We start from the raw sequence: 17,713 nt of genomic DNA on the forward strand, positions 1-17,713 counted from the left end.
GACCCCTTTTTCGGCCAGGATCCTTTCCCATAATTTTCGATAACTGCAATCCACCCGGGAAAAGAGCAGCGTTTCCCCTTCCAGGTCTTTCGTCCGGACGATCTTTTTGCCGGCCAGGGGGTGTTTCGGAGAGGCCACCAGGACCAGGGATTCGAACCCAAGGACCTCGAATCCGAGATCGGCTGCCTGAATGGAATCGGCATAAAGAAAGGCCAGGTCGGTGATGCCCTTGCGCAAGTCTTTCTGGAGTTCCTCCTGGGTGCAAAGGGTAAAATTAAGCATCACCCGGGGGTAGCGCCGATGAAATTCCCCGATGACCGGCGGCAGCCGATGGACCCCTAAACTTTCGGGAATGCGAATAGTCAGCGAGCCTTTGGGCTCTTGGGTCTGGGTGAGTTCGGTCCGGATTTCATCGGTGAGATCCAGGACCTTATGGGCATACTGCAGGAGCCTTTCCCCGGCCTCGGTCAGCAGGATGCGTTTTCCCAGCCGGTCAAATAACCGGACTTCCAGTTCCTCTTCGAGGGCCTGAATTTGCGCGGAAACGCTGGATTGGGCGTAGTTCAGATTCCTGGCCGTTTTGTGAAAGCTGAGCAGATCGGCCACGCTTTTGAAGGTCCTCAGTTGGCGGATTTCCATGGACTCCTTTTCCAGGCCGAAAAAATTGATCGAAGATTTCGATGGTCTTGATCGAAAAAAATCGTTTGACTTGATATCAAAATATTCATTATCGTATAGACCGATTAAAGATGAAAGTCAATGTAAAGGGATCAAGGGAGGCAGTTAAAATAGGTCAGGCATCCTGCCTGACAATAGAGATCAAAGGAGGCAGATTCATGAATCGGATGGAAAAAGCAGAGGAGTTGTCTAAACAGGGGTTGAATTGTTCGCAGGCCATACTCACCGTCTACGGTTCCTCATACGGAATCGATCCCGAGAAGGCCAAACAATTGGGACGCCCTTTCGGCGGGGGTATGGGGCGTCTGGCCTTAACCTGCGGCGCCCTGACCGGGGCGGTGATGGTCCTGGGACTGGCCAAAGACCACCCGGTGGAGGCCGAAGCCCGGGAATTATCGTATGGTAAGGTGAGGGAGCTCTTTCAGCGTTTCGAGGCGCGCCATGGAACCACCCTTTGTAAAGAGCTTTTAGGAGCCGACTTGAGCACGGAGGAGGGGAGGCAAAAGGCCAGGGAAGACCAGTTGGTCAGCAAAGTCTGTCCGGGCCTGGTGAGGGAGGTGTGCGAACTATTGGACTTGTTACTATAACATTTGGTATGCCCATGTCTTTGTTGGGAAGAAAGCCGGGAATCTCTATTCCATCTGTAAGGTGACTGCCTTGACTCGGTACGACGCCATCGGAATAAAGTACAATTCATACCGGAATGCCGATGCTCGAATTGTCTCATTACTGAAGGGTCGACCAAGCCCCAGAGGCCGGGGCCTTCGCCCTGGAGAAAGAAGTCAGTTCCCGGATTTCCTCGCGCCGGTTACAAAAAGGAGCGTCTACCGGGATTTCCTGCAAGTAAAACGGGTTTTCCATCCCGACCGAGGCGGATGAGATTACCCGGATGAAGGCTATGAATGTGCCGGAGGTCTGGAATTTTTTTCCTTGAATTGCTTTACGCCTGGCGTTATACCTTAGATATTAAAAAGCAATAGAAATAGAAAAGGAGCAACCCCATGAAGGAATTATGTCAGGACCTGGCCGCCGAAGGGCAAGCGCTTGATGCTATCGTTTCCCAAATCAGCGATGCGGATTGGAACCAAAAAACACCGTTTTATGATTGGACCGTTAAGGACGAAATCGCCCATGTCGCTTATTTCGACAAGCTGGCCAGGCTTTCGGCTTCCGATAAAGCGGCCTTTGATGAAGAGATGAACAAAATCGCCCTGCACCTTGAAGATTTATTTCGTTATACACGGGAGCCGGGGCTTAACAAAAGCAATTCGGAACTCCTGACCTGGTGGCGTACTGAAAGAAAAGGCATGATCGCCGCCTATGAGGTGCTCGACCCCAAAGCCCGACTGCCCTGGCATTTACCCATGAGTGCCAGATCATCGGCCACCGCCAGAATCATGGAAAATTGGGCGCACGGACAAGATGTCGTCGACGCTTTGGGGATTAAACGTCCGGCCACCGACCGACTCAAGCATATTGCCCACCTGGGAAACGTCACCTTTGGGTGGAGCTTTTCCTGCCGTGGAATGGAAGTCCCCAATGCTCAAGTCCGGGTGGAATTAACCAGTCCGAGCGGAAAATTATGGACCTGGGGGCCGGAAGAATCCGGGGAGCAGATCAGCGGAGAGGCGGAAGATTTTTGCTTAGTGGTGACGCAGCGAAGGCACTACCAAGATACCCATCTGGCCGTCCGAGGATCCGTTGCGGAAAAATGGATGTCGATCGCCCAGGTGTTTGCCGGTCCACCGGCGGAAGGACCCAAACCCCGGAAAGGTTGAAGCCTGAACAAGAAGAGGGGCGGCCGGGGCCTGATTGAAAAGAACGGCTTTTACAACTCCACGAGATCAAACAATACTGTCAAATGGTAACCGGAAAAATAAGAAAGGTTGATAGCGGCGGTTAAAATTTATACACTTCTCCGGTAGATCTTTCTCCCCCGATCTCGTTTTTAATCCAATGGTCCGCCAGTTTTTTCAGTTCCCCGCTGCCTTGGATCGTTTTAAGAAAACTGTCCACCCAGTTGATCAGCAACGGATCCGTGCCCGACGCCTTCGGCTGTTAGTTTTTCCATGACACCAAGGCTACGATTAGAAGCATTTACTCCAGTAAGACCATGCTGTACCAGGCCGGAAGGAATTCTCCATTTTTGTCAAATTCCACTTTGAACCCCAATGGTTCCAAGGTTTTTCCGATATCTACACCGAATCCGTCCATGGAGGGACGGGCCAGATGGGGGTATCGGCAGGGTTCGGGAAAGGCGCAGGTTTCGCATTGAACACACATGGCCATGGCAAAGGCAAATTGGCATCCATAAGAAAGCATGGCTTCTTTCTCCAAGGCGACGGCGATTTCCTGTCCCATCTTGGGATCCACCGTTTTAATGAAGATCGCCTCCTGATAATTTGAAAAGGCTTCCCTGAACATTTGAGGAGAAAAATTGGTATGAGGGGGACAGGTCCAATATTTCCCCCAGCGATTGCACCCGAAACGGCATTTAAGGAAGGCCCGGGAATCAAAAATAATCTTGGCGGCGCTCAAGGTTTTTGCCTCCTGAGCGCCCAATTCTAACCCCTTTTTTACTAAACCCGCATACTTGGTCTCCATCCGTTTTACCCCTGTCCATGAGAGTTTAAGTTTTCAAAGTCAGACTCTTGGAAATCAGAATCCAGGATCTGGACATCAGCCCGGTTTGCATCTTGCAATATGGCCTTTCTGAAATTGCTTTTTTCAATTTTTGAACCTTTCAAGTCGGCGCCTCTGAAATCGGCCCAATTAAAATTCGTCTTAAAGATCCAAGCCTGGCAAATTACCGCCTTTCTCAGGTCGGCCCTTTGAAAGTCTGAGCGGATTATTTCCGTGCCGGAAAGGTCAGCTCCGCTGAGAATAACCTCCTTCATATTAGATTCGGTAATTGTTGCTCTCTTTAAAATGGCCTGTCTCATGTCGGCCAGATAAAATTCGTTAAATCTGGAGCTGGCGTTGGTGAGATTCGCCTCCTTCAACCGGGCTTCAGAGAAAAAGGCATTATGTAAAAAGGCATTTTCCAGATCGGCCTGGTCGAGGTTGGCCTTGGCAAAGTTGGCAAAATGAAGATTAGCCCGTCGAAGATTGGCCTTTTCCAAATCGGCGCTCAGGAAAATAGCCCATTGAAGGTTTGCCAGATGGAGATCAGCCTTTCGGAGGTCCGCCCCCTTAAAATTGGACATTCGGAGATTGGCGCCTCGCAGATTCGCCCCTTGGAGGTCGGCTCTTTCCAGATTGACCTGCTGCAGATTATAATTGGACAGATCAACCCCTTGCAATTCCGCCCTTTCCCCTTCCCGGCCTTCCGTCTCCAACCACCTCTGGTGTTCATTGACCATGGCCGTTAGTTGCTCTTTTTTAATTCGTATGCAGTTATTTTTTGCCATGCCTGGGCCTTTTCCCTCTATATCTATTTTTCGATATTTTCATAAACATCGAATTTATTCTTCGGAAGTCATCCTGTCAAGAGAAAAAACAGAGAAAACACATCTCCGGCTCCAAAAAAGCCGATCCTGACCAAAGGGAGAAACTTTCGGGTACGTTATCGAAAAGTGAGGGGGGCAAGCCAATTAAACTTATTGACATTCTAAAAGAAATATTTAGAATTTTAACGCGATTATGAAATTTGGAAGAGACCGGTCGAACAAGGCAGCGCCAGGCCGGGGGACCCGACAGCCGTAAAATGGGAAACCCTATGGCAAACTGATCTTCTCGATTTAAATTTTTGGAGGTTCAGCCCTATGTCAATTCTATTTACACCGATCAAAATGGGGGGGTTGGAGATTAAAAACCGATTCATCCAGTCGGCGACTTACGAATGTCTTTCCGGAACCAATGGCGAGGTCACCGATGGGTTGATCAACCGCTACCGGAATCTGGCTCAAGGGGAGGTCGGTTTGACTATTCCGGGTCACATGTATGTGCATCCTCTGGGCCGAGGCCATTGGCATCAAACCGGCATAGACCGCGACGAACTGGTCCCCGGACTGCGCAAGCTGGTTGAGGCCGTACATCATGAAGGCGGGAAGATTGTTTTCCAGTTGGGCCATGGCGGCCTCCAATCCCACAAATCCGTCACCGGCCATCCCGCCGTGGGACCTTCCGCTATCAGGACCGATCCCCTGGATTTTGTCAGGCCCAAGGTTATGCGGGAAGAGGACATCCGGGAAGCCATCCAGGCCTTTGGGCAAGCCGCCGCGCGGGCCGTTGAAGCCGGGGCGGATGGGGTCCAGCTTCACGCCGCCCACGGTTATCTGATTAACGAGTTCCTCTCTCCGTTTTTTAACCGCCGGGAAGACAAATGGGGAGGCTCCGATGAAAATCGGTTCCGCTTTCTGAAGGAGATCCTGCTCGCGGTCAAGAAAGTCCTGGCCGACGGCCGGGCCCTTCTGGTAAAACTCAATGCCCACGATTACACGCCACGGCCGGGGATTACCCCTTCTTTGGCCGTCCAATACGCCCGATGGCTGGTTGAGTCAGGAATAGACGGCCTGGAGATCAGTTGCGGGACAGCCGCCTTTTCTCCCATGAACTCGGTACGGGGGGGAATCCCGGTGGAGGATTTTTTGCGATCTTTCCCTTGGTGGAAAAAGCCCTTGGGCCGCTTCATGGTCAAGAAATGGATCGGGAAATATAATTTTGAAGAAGCTTTCAACCAGGAGGCGGCTAAGTTGATCCGGCCGGTGCTTAACGGAATTCCGTTATTTTTGGTCGGTGGGCTGCGGACCAAGGCTAAAATGGAAGAGATCCTGGAGAATAAATATGCGGATGGTATATCCATGAGCCGTCCCTTTATCAAAGAGCCCTCTCTCGTTAAGAAATTCAGAGAAGGGAAGGCGGAGGCCGTGGCCTGCGTTTCGTGCAACAGATGTGCGGCCTGTATCATTAAGAACGAAATGCCCCTCCGTTGCTATCAGAAGGAGACATCTCCAGCGAATCAGGGTATCGGCCTGACGGGCGATGGTCCCCGAAATTGCTAAAAAGGGCAGGGGACCGGTTTCGGGAAACGGTTGCAGGGTAAAGGTCCGGGCCTTCACCTCAGGTCCTTAATGAGGGCCTGAATATCCGATGATTGGTCCTCGATACTCTCGGTAAGCTTAAATTGGACCAGTGCCCGGATAAGATTATGTTCCTCAGAGGCGGCTTTGAAGTAGACATTGCCTTCCAGATAATCGGTGAAGAACCGGAGTCCCAGTTCAAAGGCGATTAAACGAACGGCCTCAAAAAGAAACGCGTAGTCGTTCTCCAGAAGAAAGGCCCGAGCCATGGGCAGATAGCCCTGCAGCATGGCCCGGCAATATTCCAGTTCGAAACGAACCGACTCCCATTGACCGGTTTCTTCCCCGAGCGGATTACAGCCTGAACGCAGGCAATCACCGATATCATAATGAATCAGTCCGGGCTTGACGGTGTCCAGATCAACCAGGCTGACGGCCTGTTGGGTCGAGGGGTCTATCAGGACATTGTTGACCTTGGGGTCACCATGGATCGGCCGCAGATGGAGCCTGCCCTGATCCCTGGCCTTTTCGAGGACATCTGCCCAGGTCCTTCGCCGGTTTATGGACCGTAAGCCATAATTTATTTCAGGGGATTTTTTCAGGCTGGTTACGGTCAGGACCCGGTCAAAGTGTTGAAGGTAGCGGGGTGTTATATGGAATCCTTCCAGCGTATCGGCCAGTTGGCCGATGGGCAGGTCGTTAATGAGGTTATGGAACAGGGCCAGGGCAAAGCCGACTTCCCGGGCATGCCCGGCATGTCGGAGGGTATCGTAGGACCGGGCGTTGTTGATAAAGCTGCGGGCCCGCCAGAACGATCTCTGGGGGTCGATCCAAAGGTCCCGGCCCTCTTCCGTCAACAGGGGGCGTGGTATCTCCCAACGGCGGCCGGCATTTAAAGGGACGTCTTGCAGACGACGGCGTACATGTTCGGTCAAGGTCCGGATGTTCTGCATAACCAGTTCCGGCTGACGAAAAACCCGGGGGTTGAGGCGTTGCAGAATAAAATATTCTTCCGTTCTGGAATCCAGGGTCACCAGGAAGGTGTCATGGACATTGCCATTCCCATAAGTTTTAATAGTGGTGATTTTTCCCGGAGGGTTGAATTTTTCGGCGGCAATAAAAGGGGTATCCAAGGTTTTACTTCTGACGTCCTTTAATATTTAAACATCCCGTCCTCATAAATAACCATTTTCTTCCCGGTTGGCAGATGGGCCGTTACGATCTTTTTTTCCGTATTGACCAGGTCCCAGTGGAGGGCCGAATCGTTAAATCCCAACTTCTTTTTTAATTCTTTAGTCATTTCTGCCGGATTCCCATCATAGGTATCGGTATAGGAAGCCCCGAGGGCGACATGGCAATTCCCCTGATTTCCGCCAAAATTTTCATCAAAAAGGGTGTCGGCCATAAACCGGTTGATCCGTGAAAAACGCTTATCCGTCAGGGAGAATTCCCCGACTCTGGAAGCCCCTTTATCCATGGCGATCTGCTTTTGGGCGAAGGCCTTGCCGGTCTCGGCCTCAACGCTGACCACCGAGCCTTTTTCAAAGGAAAGGCCCATTCCCTCAACATAATTGCCGCTCCGGAACGAAGGCAGATTGGCATAATAGCGCCCCTCGGTCCCCCGCCAATCCGGTGAAAAAAATAGCTCAAAACTTGGAATATTATGGCCGGAGATCCCCTTCCAGACTCTTCTCTCCCCGGTCTTTATCTTTAAATCCACATGGGTTGATTCGATATGGAGACAGGCTATCTTTAGGCTGTTGAGCCATTTTTTCAGGCTGCTTACGTTTTTATATATTTCATTCCATTGGCGGACAGGATCCTGGTGGTCGAGAAAACAGGCCGTTACAATCTGGTCGGTGTATTTTTTAATAGTCGTTTGGGCCTGTCCGGCCAGTTCCCCGGTTGGGAAGGTGCAGAGGGTCCAGCTATAGGCCCCCTTCTCCTCACGCTGGTCAAGGAGGTCTCTCAACGGTTTTCTGGAAACCAGGACCTTTCCTATCCGGACCGGATCAATGTCTTTCAGGTGAGTCAGTGATTCGGGGGCCCTTAAAAAAAACCTGCCATTGATGTTGCCGTAAAAATCCTTCTCGCCCGGCGGGATAAAGCCCAGTTGTCCCGGATTTGATTTTTTATAAAAATCCGATTCCATCCCGGAGGTCAAAGCCATGCGCTGGACCGGATGCATCCCCCGGTCAAGAATCCCGGCATAGAGCCTTTCCGCCAGTTTAACGGCCGGGGGATCATACTGAATGAGGATGATATCGTTCTTTTTAAACCGGTTCTTTCGAGCGGTTTCCAAGCCCCAGAAAAGGACCTCGGCATATTTTTGGAGTTGATCGTTGGTCAGCATTTTATTTATATTTTTTATCCAATTCCTCGATAAAATCCTTCAGGGTTTTGCCGTCATGGCTGAACGTGGAAGGTTCTTCCCCGACAGAGGCCGGGAGGGGAGATTCGGATGGCCGTTTTTTATCCGTTGTATACCGATTGGAAGGCTCTTTCAAGGCATTCATGACCGGTGAGTGATAAACAATTTCTTCCGGGCTCTCCAGGGAAGGCTGAAAGATTTTTACCGGGGGGATTAAACTCTTTTGATGCATCAGGTATTCGTTTAAATACCGGTCAACGGTAAACATGCCTTCATTTTTCCCGAGTTGCATGATGTTTTCGATCTGGTGCAGTTTATTTTCCCGAATCGTACCTTTCAAGGCTTGATTCCCGCGAAGGATCGAAAGGAGTGGAACACGAAAACCGAATTTATCCAGGTAAATCAGTTCCTGAACTACCAGCCAGGTCAGGGTGGAGGCCAGGCGGTTGCGGATATCATCCTGCGCTTCCATGGGAAAGGCGTTTAAGATACGGTGAAGGGTCTCCTCGGCGTTGCTGGCATGCAGGGTCACGATAATCAAGTGGCCCGATTCGGCAATATTAAGGGTCAGCTTGATGGTTTCAGGGTCCCTGATTTCCCCCACCACAATCACATCCGGATCTTCTCTTAAGACATCCAGGAGCCCCTGCTCGAAAGTAGGCATATGGGTCCCCAATTCCCGTTGTTCAATAAACGATTTTTGGGAGGTCAGCCGGTACTCAATGGGGTCTTCGAGGGTGATGATGTGTTGGGCCTGATTCCGGTTGATTTCATTGATAATGGCGGCGATAGTCGTGGTTTTTCCCACGCCGGTAGGACCGCAGATTAATATCAGGCCGGATTTGAGTTTACTGATTTCCCTGAGGGACGGGTGAAGGTTCAACTGCTCGATGGTGGGGACGATGCCGGGCAAAATCCGAATGGCCAGGCTCAAGCCCCGGGTGGTATTGAAAATATTGATCCTCAACCGGGCCTGGAGAAAACTTATGGCCAAATCCAGGGAATACCGTTGTCTCAACTGGGATAATTGGCCGGGAGTCAGGAGGGTTTCAACTAAGAGGTCTACTTCCTCATGATGCCATTTAAGATTCGGTTGAAATCTTAAATGGCCGTTGATGCGGTATACGACCGACTGGCCACCGGTGATGTGGATATCGGAAACACCCAGGCTCAAGGCGGCGCTGATGAGGCCTTCAAATTTGTCCATGGCCCGGTTCAACGCCCCTCAAGTTGGGTTTCAGATAATGGGTTTAACATTTCAAGCCCCTCAATCAAAAACCAGAGGCCTGTTAGACGGCGGCCAGCTCATTCATAACAATGATTTCCGGTTTCCCGGCGAAGAGTTCCGCGCCTTTACCGGCAAAGGCCAAAAAATGCGGGGTGGCGGAATGGGCCGCCAGGGCCTCCTTGTCCTTGTAACGCTCCAGGACGACCAGGGTATTGGGTTCGGTTTTGGAAACATTCAGGGAATAGGAAAGGGTCCCTTCCTCTTTGGCCACTTCCTGCATCAGTTGTTTGAAGGCTTCGATGGCTTCATTCAGTTTTTCTTCTTTAACCGGGATCTTGGCAATTACGGATAGCATCGGCAGGTCTCCTTGATTTTTATTGATATTTTTACAAAGTACAACTCGTATCTCGTAACGAGTAACGAGTAACGAGTAACTCCTCAGGCATATTAAGTTTTAAGACTTCCGGTGTCAAAGAAAAAACGCTCCGGATGGATACTATCTAACTCCTGAGGTTTCTTTCCTCCCAGAGGCTGCCGACGATATGTTCCCGGCCGGCCCGGATATGATTTCTGATCAGCCGTCTGGTTTTATTGACATCCCGGTTCTTTAAAGCCTCAAAGAGCATTCGATGCTCTTTAGCGGCTTGTTCCATCCGTTTTTCCTGCAAATATTCGGGGCGGTATTTTAAATAAACCCGTTCCAAGATAAATTTGCATAAATTATGGACCACTTTATTTTCGGCTGATTTGATGATTTCCAGATGAAAGTTGGTATCAATTATCATCAATGAACGTCGGTATTGGGGTACGGATACCGCCTTGACATGTTCCGTCATGGCCTTTTCGATGGATTCGAGTTTCCGGTCTGTTATTTTTTCTATGATCGTCGGCACCAGGAAGGTTTCCAGGGCCTCCCGGGCGATAAACAGTTCTTCGGCCTCCACCGGATCGGTCTCTCCTACATAATAGCCTTTGTTCCGCTCCGTATAAACGATATTCAACAGTTGCAGCCGGTTGAGGGCCTGAATAATAGGGGTGATGCTCATGTTGAGCTTTTTGGCCAACTCCTGATAGAGAAGCTTTTGACCCGGAACAATCTCGTGATGATACATCATTTCTTTGATTTTTTTGAACGCCAGATCGACCGGCGATTCTTCCGGATGGGTATCTGTCTTTATGGAGTGCCCCTTCTGCTGGTTGTCGGCTTTTGAACTCATCCCTTTTCCTTTGGCCATCGGAAATTCCTCGATCTTTTTTTCTCAGGCAATCGTTTCATTGTCCTTTAAAGACGGGTTTTCTTTTTTCCAAAAAGGCTTTCCGGCCTTCTTCGAAATCCCGGCTGCTGAAGGCCACCGCCTGCATAGTGGATTCCATCTCGAGCATTGTGTTCAAGCTGGCTGGCCAGAGGTTTAAGGCCGCCTTGATCATGGCATAAGATTGGCTCGGCCCCTGGGCCAGGCGGACGGCCAGGGCTTTGGCCTCTTCCGCCAACCTTTCGGCCGGAACTACCCGGTTGACCAGGCCTAATCGTTCGGCTTCCCGGGCATCAATCAGGTCTCCGGTCCACATCAGTTCTTTGGCTTTGGCCACCCCGACCCGGAGGGTCCAGAAATAAAAGGCCCCCAAATCGGGGACGGCACCGATCTTAACGAAAGAAATCCCGAACTTAGCCTCTTCGGAAGCGATCAGGATATCGCAGGCCAGGGCAATGCTGGCTCCGGCCCCGACGGCATAGCCGTCCACCGCCCCGATGATCGGTTTTTCCAGTTCCACCATGGCCTGGATAATCTGTTTGCCCTGTTTAAGACGTAAACGGGTGGCTACCGGTGTTAACCCTTCAAAGGTCCGGATATTCCCACCGGAAGAAAAAACCTTCCCTTCACCAGTCAGGATCACCGCTTTAATCGAATCCTCTTCTCGTATGCGGTTAAAGGCCTCCATCAATTCCGTCCGCATTTCCAGGCCCAGGGCATTTCTGGTCTCGGGGATGTTCATGGCAATCCGGGCAACGGAATCGGCTATTTCAAACCGGATGGTCTGGTAGTTCATCTTTTTAATCTCCTCCTAATGGGCTTTGCCTTTTGGGGCACGATAGGCTTAAAAATTTTAATTAACTTATTAATCAGATATTTGATGAATTTATTGTGGTGTTATTCCGATTAATTGTCAAGCGGAAAAATATCGGAAGGCATTTGCCCTCTTGAAGTTCTTCTTTTTTTAAGGTACTAATACCCACCGAAGAGATTCTCCAATGGTTCTCAAAATGGATAGGATAAGAATATTAAAAAAGGTTTCTTATGACCAGACTGAATCCTGAATATCTTCCCCACTCCACCGGCTGTTTTTTGTGCGGTGATGAAAACACCTGCGGGGCCCGGACCAGTTTTTTTGTCGAGGGCGATACGGTCAGGACCCGTCTCACCCTGCCCCAACATCTTAACGGCTACAAAAATATCGCCCATGGCGGGGTCCTGGCCGGGCTCCTGGATGAAACCATGGGCTGGGCGGCCACGGTCTTCAGCCGGAATCATCCCTTTTATGTAACCGGTGAATTGACCATTAAATATCTGCTTTCCGTTCCCGTAGCCGAAGAGATTGAGATCATCGGCCATCTGATTAAAGATGGCGGCCGTATTGTCTATTGCAAGGGGGAGTTGCTCTACGGCGGGAAAGAATGCCTCCGAGCCAAGGGGAAATTTCTCCCCTTAGGTGAGGCGGCTACTGCTGAAGTAATCCCCTATCTGAAATTCGACCGCTGCCATAAATATAAATCCCTCTTTGGCCGGGTTAAGGGATAGGGGCTTAAATTTCCGGGATACTGGATGCTGGATGGTGGATGTTCAGGCTGGCCTTGTGGGGTTTAGTGGCCTCCTTTCAGGTCTCGGCCGAATTTGGTCACCTTGTGGTATCCGGCCTATCTATCGCTACTCCCGCCTTTTACACAATTGCGGCCCGCCTCCTTAGAAGCATATAAGGCTTTATCCGCTGATTTCACAAGCTGACCGGGATTGCCCTCTGACGTAGAGGGGAAAATGGTGGCCACCCCGAGGCTGAGGGTAACCGAATCATTCACTTCCGAACACCGATGTTCCCTTTGCATCCCGCAAACCGCCCCGCGAATGGTCTCGGCCAGATGAAAGGCCCCCTCAAAAGGGGTATTCGGTAAGAGAACGCCGAATTCCTCGCCGCCGTAGCGGGCCGCCAAATCAGCAGGTCTGTGGATACAACTTTTGATGCAGGCGGCGACGGCCTTCAGACAATCATCTCCCAATTGATGCCCGTAATAATCATTAAAGCGTTTAAAAAAATCGATGTCACAAAGGATCAAAGACAGTGGCATCCTTTCCCGTTTCATCCGCTGCCATTCTTCTTCAAGCCTTTCATCGAAAATGCGTCGGTTGGCTATTTGCGTCAACCCATCGATGGCGGCCAGTTGTTCCAATTCCTTATTGGCTTTTTCCAGGGCCACTTCGTAACGTTTTCGTTCGGTAATATCCTTAAATTGTTCCACCAGGCCGACTATCTCGCCGGTCAAACCGAACAAGGGCATGGCGGTCAATAAAAAGGGGATGCAACGGCCCTGGCTGATTGTTCTTTCTTCATCCAGCTCAATCCGCTGCCTTCTCTTTCGGATCTGTTTCATGGGGCAATTAGGGGTTTGGCAGGTCTCGGAAGGCAATAATTCATGACACTTTTTTTTAGCAACCACAGTCTCCTTACCCGTAAGACCGAGAAGGCTCAAAAAAGCCTTATTGATACGGAGAACGCAATATTCGTTGTTAAGGACCCAGGTGGCATCAGCGACCGAGTTAAATACCTGTTCGAATTCCAGATGGGCGATCTCCGCCTCCATGGTCAAAGAGTTGACCCGGGCAATCGCCTCCTCATAGAGGTCCGACAGAACCCCATTTTCTTCTCTAATTTCATTAAGTTGTTGTTCAAACGTCTGTTTGGGGTCGGGGTCTTGCCCTGAGGGGACCGGATCATCTGTGGAAGAGGTGCTGTTCATGGCTCACCACTATGATAGAAATTTATTTGATGTGGTTCTTGAGGTCGAGGGATTATAAAATAGGGAGGCAATGGGTGCAAGAATAAAATAAGATTCGTTATTCCTTTATTTTCCTTTTGACCGGGCCTACGGGAAAAGTTATTATAGTTTTATAATGTGACATAATTTTTTATTTTTTTACAAAGGGTTCAAAATGGATGACTTAAGATCGATTCTGGATGCGTTGATCATTCCTGAATTAGGGTTTTTTATGGGATTTTTGGTTCTTTTTATTTTTTTCTGGATTCTCCTCAGACGTTTTAAAGGCATCAAAAGGATCCTGGCTGTTTTGGAATTGGGTCATCTGGAATTCTATTACCAGTCCGCTGAAATGCGCAAGTGGCGGCAACGGCTGGTATCCATGGAACGGACCGACATGAAGGCCCTCCAGTCCGGTTCCATGGAACTCCTTAATTTTTTTGACCGCATCGGATTATTGGTCCAGCAAAAGATCCTTCTCAAAAATGAGGTCTGGCAGTCTTTTGGAACCCCGATTCTGGGATACTTCAGCTTCCTGGTCCCTTATATCCAGTGGCTGAGGACTGAAGAAAGGGACTCCGATCTTTACCTGTACTTCGAAGACCTCAATGATGCCGTTTACCGCCTGAACCGGAAGATGGACCGAAAACGGGCCCAACCATTGATGGAGGAAGAGGAATTAAAGCAGTTTATAGAGGAAGAAAAAGCGGCCCTGTCGGATGACTGACGGAATGGTCCCTTTGTCGATTCAGATGGCCGGCCATCCCAATACCCTTTGACTATTCCCGCCCAGGATCGCTTCCTGCTGTTCTTTAGTTAAACCGGCCTGATCCAATTCCTTTAAATACCGATTGAGCGACAAGAGAGGATAATCGCTGCCGTAAAGGATCTTTTCCAGACCCATAATCTGGACGGCATGGTCGTAGATTTCCGGCCGGTACAGGAAAGGAGAAGCGGCCGTATCAAAATAGGTATGGCCGAGCACCTCCCTGACCTCCCGCTTCATCAATTGATACCACCACAACCCTCCCCCCCAATGGGCCAAGATAAAAAGGATATCGGGAAAGGCCTTGATCAGATCATAGAGGTCCCAGAAGGGAAGGCGTTCTTTACCGGGATATGGGTGGCCCACCGGTTCATTGGTATGGAGCAGGAGAGGGACTTGCCACCTGCCCGCCAATTCCGCCAATGGTTTCATGGATTCCAACCAGGATCGGGCGGATAAGCCGGTATACAGGGCGATCTCCCCGAGACCCTTCATTCCGGCATTTAACCAGTGTTCTCCTTCTTCTATCGCCCCGGGAAGTTCAGGATTCAGACAGGCGAACCCCAGCAAACGGTCCGGGTAGCGGGTCATGGCCTGAAGGACGTAGTCGTTGGATCGGTGTATCAATTCGGCCTGTTTCCAGGGAAACCCGAAAGTGACCGAGCCCCGGATTCCATCCCGGTCCATGGCAGCAACAAGACCTTCGGCGGTCGACAAAGGCGACTTTTTCTGGTCCCGGTAGAGCAACTCAAAGGCCGGTTCCCCAGGAAAATAGCGCTCCCGGTCTTTACAGATTTCCGGGGGGAAGATATGGGTATGGATGTCGATGATAGGAGGTGCCTCGTGGCTCATCCCTCTACATCCCCCAGGCCTTGCTCTTCTTGCTCCTCTCCTTCTTCCTCGCGCCTCCCGCCTCGTGCCTCATGTCTCACGGATTCTTTACCTTCCTTTTTAACAAACTCCAGTTTGCCTTCTTCCGGTTGAATCATAGGCTGGCCTTCCAGAAAAATGGATACCCGATGGCGCTCTTCCAACCGGGCCAGTTCCTCCCGTTTCCGGTTCAACAGGTAATTGGCTACTTCCAGAGGAAGGACCCCTTTGACGGCCGCAATGGTCCCTTTGGAAATGCCCAGCCAGATCTTTCGCAAATACATGAGGGCCAGGGTTTCAACAGAACGGACCTGTCCTTTTCCTTGACAGGTTGGGCAGGTATAATAGGTGCCGAACTGAATCGGCGGTCGGATCCGCTGACGGGAAAGTTCAAGGAGCCCGAATTTTGAAATCCTGGAGACCGTGGTCCGGGCCTTATCCCTTTTTAAATGGGTTTTTAAGACCTTGACCACTTCATTTTGATTTTTAATCCCCTTCATATCAATAAAATCAATAACGATTAACCCCCCCAGATCTCTGAGCCGCAATTGCCGGGCGATCTCTTCGGCGGCTTCCAGGTTGGTCTTAAAGGCCGTTTCTTCGATCTGCCGTTCCTTAACCGAACGTCCGGAATTGACATCCACCGCCACCAGGGCCTCGGTGCTGTCAATGACGATATGTCCGCCTGATTTTAATTTAACCCGGTTTTGAAAGATCGTTTCTATCTGATTTTCAACCTGATGTTTGGAAAAGATGGGCCGGGTCTCTTTATACAGTTTAACATCATTGCGCTGCCTTGGGGCTATGATCCCTAAAAAATCCCGGACCTGTTTGTAGATGTCTTTGTTGTCGATCAGTATTTCCTCGATGTCCGAGGTAAAAAGATCCCGGATGGTCCGGATGGCCAGGTCCATTTCCTTGTAGACCAGGGAGGGCGCGGGTTGTTCCATGGCCCGGGTTCGAATCTCTTCCCACAGTCTTACCAGGGATTCCAGATTTTTGGCCATCTCCTGTTTTTTCTTACCGGCCCCGGCTGTCCGGACAATGGTGCCGATTTCTTCAGGGGCCTTTAATTGGGTCAGGATGGTTTTTAATCGGTCCCTTTCAGCTTCATCTTCTATCTTACGGGATACCCCTATTCCGGGTTGTCCCGGGGTCAATACCAGATAACGTCCCGGCAGGGAGATATAGGTGGTCAAGGCCACCCCTTTGGTTCCCGTCTCTTCCTTGGTGACCTGAACCAGGATCTCCTGTCCCCGGTGAATGATTTTTTGGATCGGCAGACGTTTGGGTGGTTGCCCATCAGGAGTTTCCTGCGGTTGAGCGTGATACTCGGGATGAATCTCGTCGGCCTGAAGAAAGCCGTTTTTCCCCATCCCATAATCCACAAAGGCGGCCTGCAAGGCCGGTTCGATATGGGCCACTACGCCCTTATAGATGTTGCCTCGGATCTGTTCTTTGGCTGTAGTCTCGATGTAAAATTCTTCCAGAATCCCGTCTTCGATCAAGGCGATCCGATATTCTTCCGGATCGACGGCATTGATCAGAAGCTTTTTAACTGGGGGCATTAGCACCTTCCTTTTCTTTTATGGCCTGGACCTGCTGCACCTGATACATAAAGGCCTCCAGGCGGGTACGGGTATTGGTTTGTTCCTGACCGTCATAGGAGAGATTCAAAAAGGGGATATTCCGGTGGTCCTCTCGGAATCGTTTCAGCAAGGCATTGACGATCGTCCCCGGCATGCAGGTAAAAGGCATGATGTTAATCAATCCACAGGCCCCCCTGAGCCAGTAATCTTTGGCCTTTCCCAGGCTCAGAATGGCCTCTCCTTCAAAGGAAGGATGCAGATAAGGATGGGCCCTCTGCAAGGTGGTCGGAATAGGGGGCTCCTGGAAATTGCGCAGCGATCCTTTAAAGGTTTTTTCTAATTCATGTTCCAGCTTGGTTTGGACCCGGTGAGTTAGATGTAGTTCAAGGAGATTCCTGAATTTTCGGAGCCGCAACGCCCTCCAAATGGCCGTGTAATTGGTATAAAGGATCCATTCGGTGATCGGCGGCATCCAGGCCTCCCCCCCCAGGGCCTCCACCTCCAGGACCACATTTTCGTTGGAAAATTTATTGGCCCGGGTGTAGATCTCCCCGACCATACCGATGACCGGTTTGGAGCCGGGATTTTCCACGGCAATGGCCTCAAATTCCCGGCAGGCCTGACCCATGATTTCTACCAGGTTCCCCCGGGAGGCTATGGTCTCTGATATTTTCCGGACATTTCCCTGGTAAACCTGATCGGTTTCCCCTTTGCGTTTTTCGTAAGGCCTGGTCTCTCGAAGTTTCTTTTCCAGGATATCGATGGCTACGATCCCCTGCCACCCGAGACGGGTAAAGTCGCTGCCGCCGACCATCCCCAAATCCTGGTAGAAGGTTTCGCTCTGGTCCGGAGCATAAACCGGCACCTGGGGGAAACCCAATTCGTCCAAAACCAGCCGGTGGAACCGGTGGTATTGCCCGAAACGGCAGGGCCCGGTGCCGGAGGGCATAAAAAAAGCCGAATGTTGGGGATCGAAATCCTTTCGATGGACCAGCTTGGCCATGTCGCCGGTGGTCAGGATACAGGGATAACATTCCTTGCCGGAGGTCAGTTTCCGGCCCCAGATCAAAGTTTCCTGATCCGAATCGGGCAAAACCTCGGCCTCAACGCCGCAAGCCTTAAAGGCCGCGGCCACGGCATGGGTATGATCTGTCATGGGGGGA

General features: G+C 50.7%; 18 protein-coding genes. 5 read left to right on the top strand and 13 right to left on the bottom strand.

Annotated features, from left to right (window positions below; genetic code table 11):
• A partial coding sequence (locus HY879_09595) for a LysR family transcriptional regulator (protein MBI5603599.1) occupies positions 1-639 on the bottom strand: 639 nt, incomplete at its 3' end.
• Positions 640-836: 197 nt separating this feature from the next.
• Here HY879_09595 and HY879_09600 point away from each other — a divergent pair.
• Positions 837-1,265 (top strand): C_GCAxxG_C_C family protein, encoded by a 429-nt coding sequence (locus HY879_09600; protein ID MBI5603600.1) that lies wholly within the window; start codon positions 837-839, stop codon positions 1,263-1,265.
• Positions 1,266-1,679: 414 nt separating this feature from the next.
• Positions 1,680-2,456, top strand: coding sequence for a TIGR03084 family protein (locus HY879_09605; GenBank protein ID MBI5603601.1), 777 nt, complete (start codon positions 1,680-1,682; stop codon positions 2,454-2,456).
• 319 nt (positions 2,457-2,775) lie between these two features.
• On the opposite strand, the gene HY879_09610 is transcribed toward HY879_09605, so the two are convergent.
• Positions 2,776-3,282 carry a DUF2284 domain-containing protein gene (locus tag HY879_09610; GenBank protein MBI5603602.1) on the bottom strand — a complete coding sequence of 169 codons (507 nt, stop codon included), beginning with the start codon at positions 3,280-3,282 and terminating at the stop codon, positions 2,776-2,778.
• 5 nt (positions 3,283-3,287) lie between these two features.
• Positions 3,288-4,088: a pentapeptide repeat-containing protein gene (locus HY879_09615; protein ID MBI5603603.1), complete on the bottom strand. Its 801-nt coding sequence runs from the start codon at positions 4,086-4,088 to the stop codon at positions 3,288-3,290.
• A 354-nt stretch (positions 4,089-4,442) separates the two neighbouring features.
• On the opposite strand from HY879_09615, the gene HY879_09620 reads away from it, so the two are divergent.
• Entirely contained in the window at positions 4,443-5,681 is a 1,239-nt protein-coding gene (locus tag HY879_09620; protein MBI5603604.1) for an NADH:flavin oxidoreductase, read from the top strand.
• Positions 5,682-5,734: 53 nt separating this feature from the next.
• Here the strand turns inward: HY879_09620 and HY879_09625 are convergent, their stop codons facing one another.
• The 6 genes from HY879_09625 to HY879_09650 form a co-directional block, all read right to left on the bottom strand.
• Positions 5,735-6,859, bottom strand: a complete 1,125-nt coding sequence (locus HY879_09625) for an aminoglycoside phosphotransferase family protein (protein ID MBI5603605.1) — start codon at positions 6,857-6,859, stop codon at positions 5,735-5,737.
• On the bottom strand, positions 6,853-8,052 hold the full coding sequence (locus HY879_09630) for an aminopeptidase (protein ID MBI5603606.1): 1,200 nt from the start codon (positions 8,050-8,052) through the stop codon (positions 6,853-6,855). The genes HY879_09625 and HY879_09630 overlap by 7 nt, the downstream gene beginning before the upstream one ends.
• Position 8,053: 1 nt before the next feature.
• Positions 8,054-9,277, bottom strand: coding sequence for a PilT/PilU family type 4a pilus ATPase (locus HY879_09635; protein MBI5603607.1), 1,224 nt, complete (start codon positions 9,275-9,277; stop codon positions 8,054-8,056).
• Between the two features lie 82 nt (positions 9,278-9,359).
• Positions 9,360-9,653, bottom strand: coding sequence for an antibiotic biosynthesis monooxygenase (locus HY879_09640; GenBank protein ID MBI5603608.1), 294 nt, complete (start codon positions 9,651-9,653; stop codon positions 9,360-9,362).
• 145 nt (positions 9,654-9,798) lie between these two features.
• Positions 9,799-10,515 carry a GntR family transcriptional regulator gene (locus HY879_09645; GenBank protein MBI5603609.1) on the bottom strand — a complete coding sequence of 239 codons (717 nt, stop codon included), beginning with the start codon at positions 10,513-10,515 and terminating at the stop codon, positions 9,799-9,801.
• 55 nt (positions 10,516-10,570) lie between these two features.
• Complete coding sequence (locus HY879_09650) at positions 10,571-11,347, bottom strand: enoyl-CoA hydratase/isomerase family protein (protein MBI5603610.1); 777 nt, start codon at positions 11,345-11,347, stop codon at positions 10,571-10,573.
• A gap of 248 nt (positions 11,348-11,595) precedes the next feature.
• Between HY879_09650 and HY879_09655 the strand changes: the two genes are divergently transcribed.
• Entirely contained in the window at positions 11,596-12,096 is a 501-nt protein-coding gene (locus tag HY879_09655; GenBank protein MBI5603611.1) for a PaaI family thioesterase, read from the top strand.
• Positions 12,097-12,212: 116 nt separating this feature from the next.
• Here the strand turns inward: HY879_09655 and HY879_09660 are convergent, their stop codons facing one another.
• Positions 12,213-13,307 (bottom strand): diguanylate cyclase, encoded by a 1,095-nt coding sequence (locus HY879_09660; protein ID MBI5603612.1) that lies wholly within the window; start codon positions 13,305-13,307, stop codon positions 12,213-12,215.
• A gap of 193 nt (positions 13,308-13,500) precedes the next feature.
• On the opposite strand from HY879_09660, the gene HY879_09665 reads away from it, so the two are divergent.
• The gene (locus HY879_09665; protein ID MBI5603613.1) at positions 13,501-14,052 is read left to right on the top strand and encodes a hypothetical protein; all 552 of its coding nucleotides are present in this window, start codon (positions 13,501-13,503) and stop codon (positions 14,050-14,052) included.
• Positions 14,053-14,073: 21 nt separating this feature from the next.
• Here the strand turns inward: HY879_09665 and HY879_09670 are convergent, their stop codons facing one another.
• From HY879_09670 to HY879_09680, 3 genes are all read right to left on the bottom strand, one after another.
• Positions 14,074-14,922: an amidohydrolase gene (locus HY879_09670; GenBank protein ID MBI5603614.1), complete on the bottom strand. Its 849-nt coding sequence runs from the start codon at positions 14,920-14,922 to the stop codon at positions 14,074-14,076.
• Positions 14,923-14,939: 17 nt separating this feature from the next.
• A complete protein-coding gene (locus tag HY879_09675) occupies positions 14,940-16,529 on the bottom strand; it encodes an Rne/Rng family ribonuclease (protein MBI5603615.1) in 1,590 nt (529 codons plus the stop codon).
• A partial coding sequence (locus HY879_09680; GenBank protein MBI5603616.1) for a CoA activase occupies positions 16,516-17,713 on the bottom strand: 1,198 nt, incomplete at its 5' end. The genes HY879_09675 and HY879_09680, both read right to left, overlap by 14 nt.

The sequence above is a fragment of the Deltaproteobacteria bacterium genome, from assembly GCA_016219225.1.
Taxonomy (GTDB): domain Bacteria; phylum Desulfobacterota; class RBG-13-43-22; order RBG-13-43-22; family RBG-13-43-22; genus RBG-13-43-22.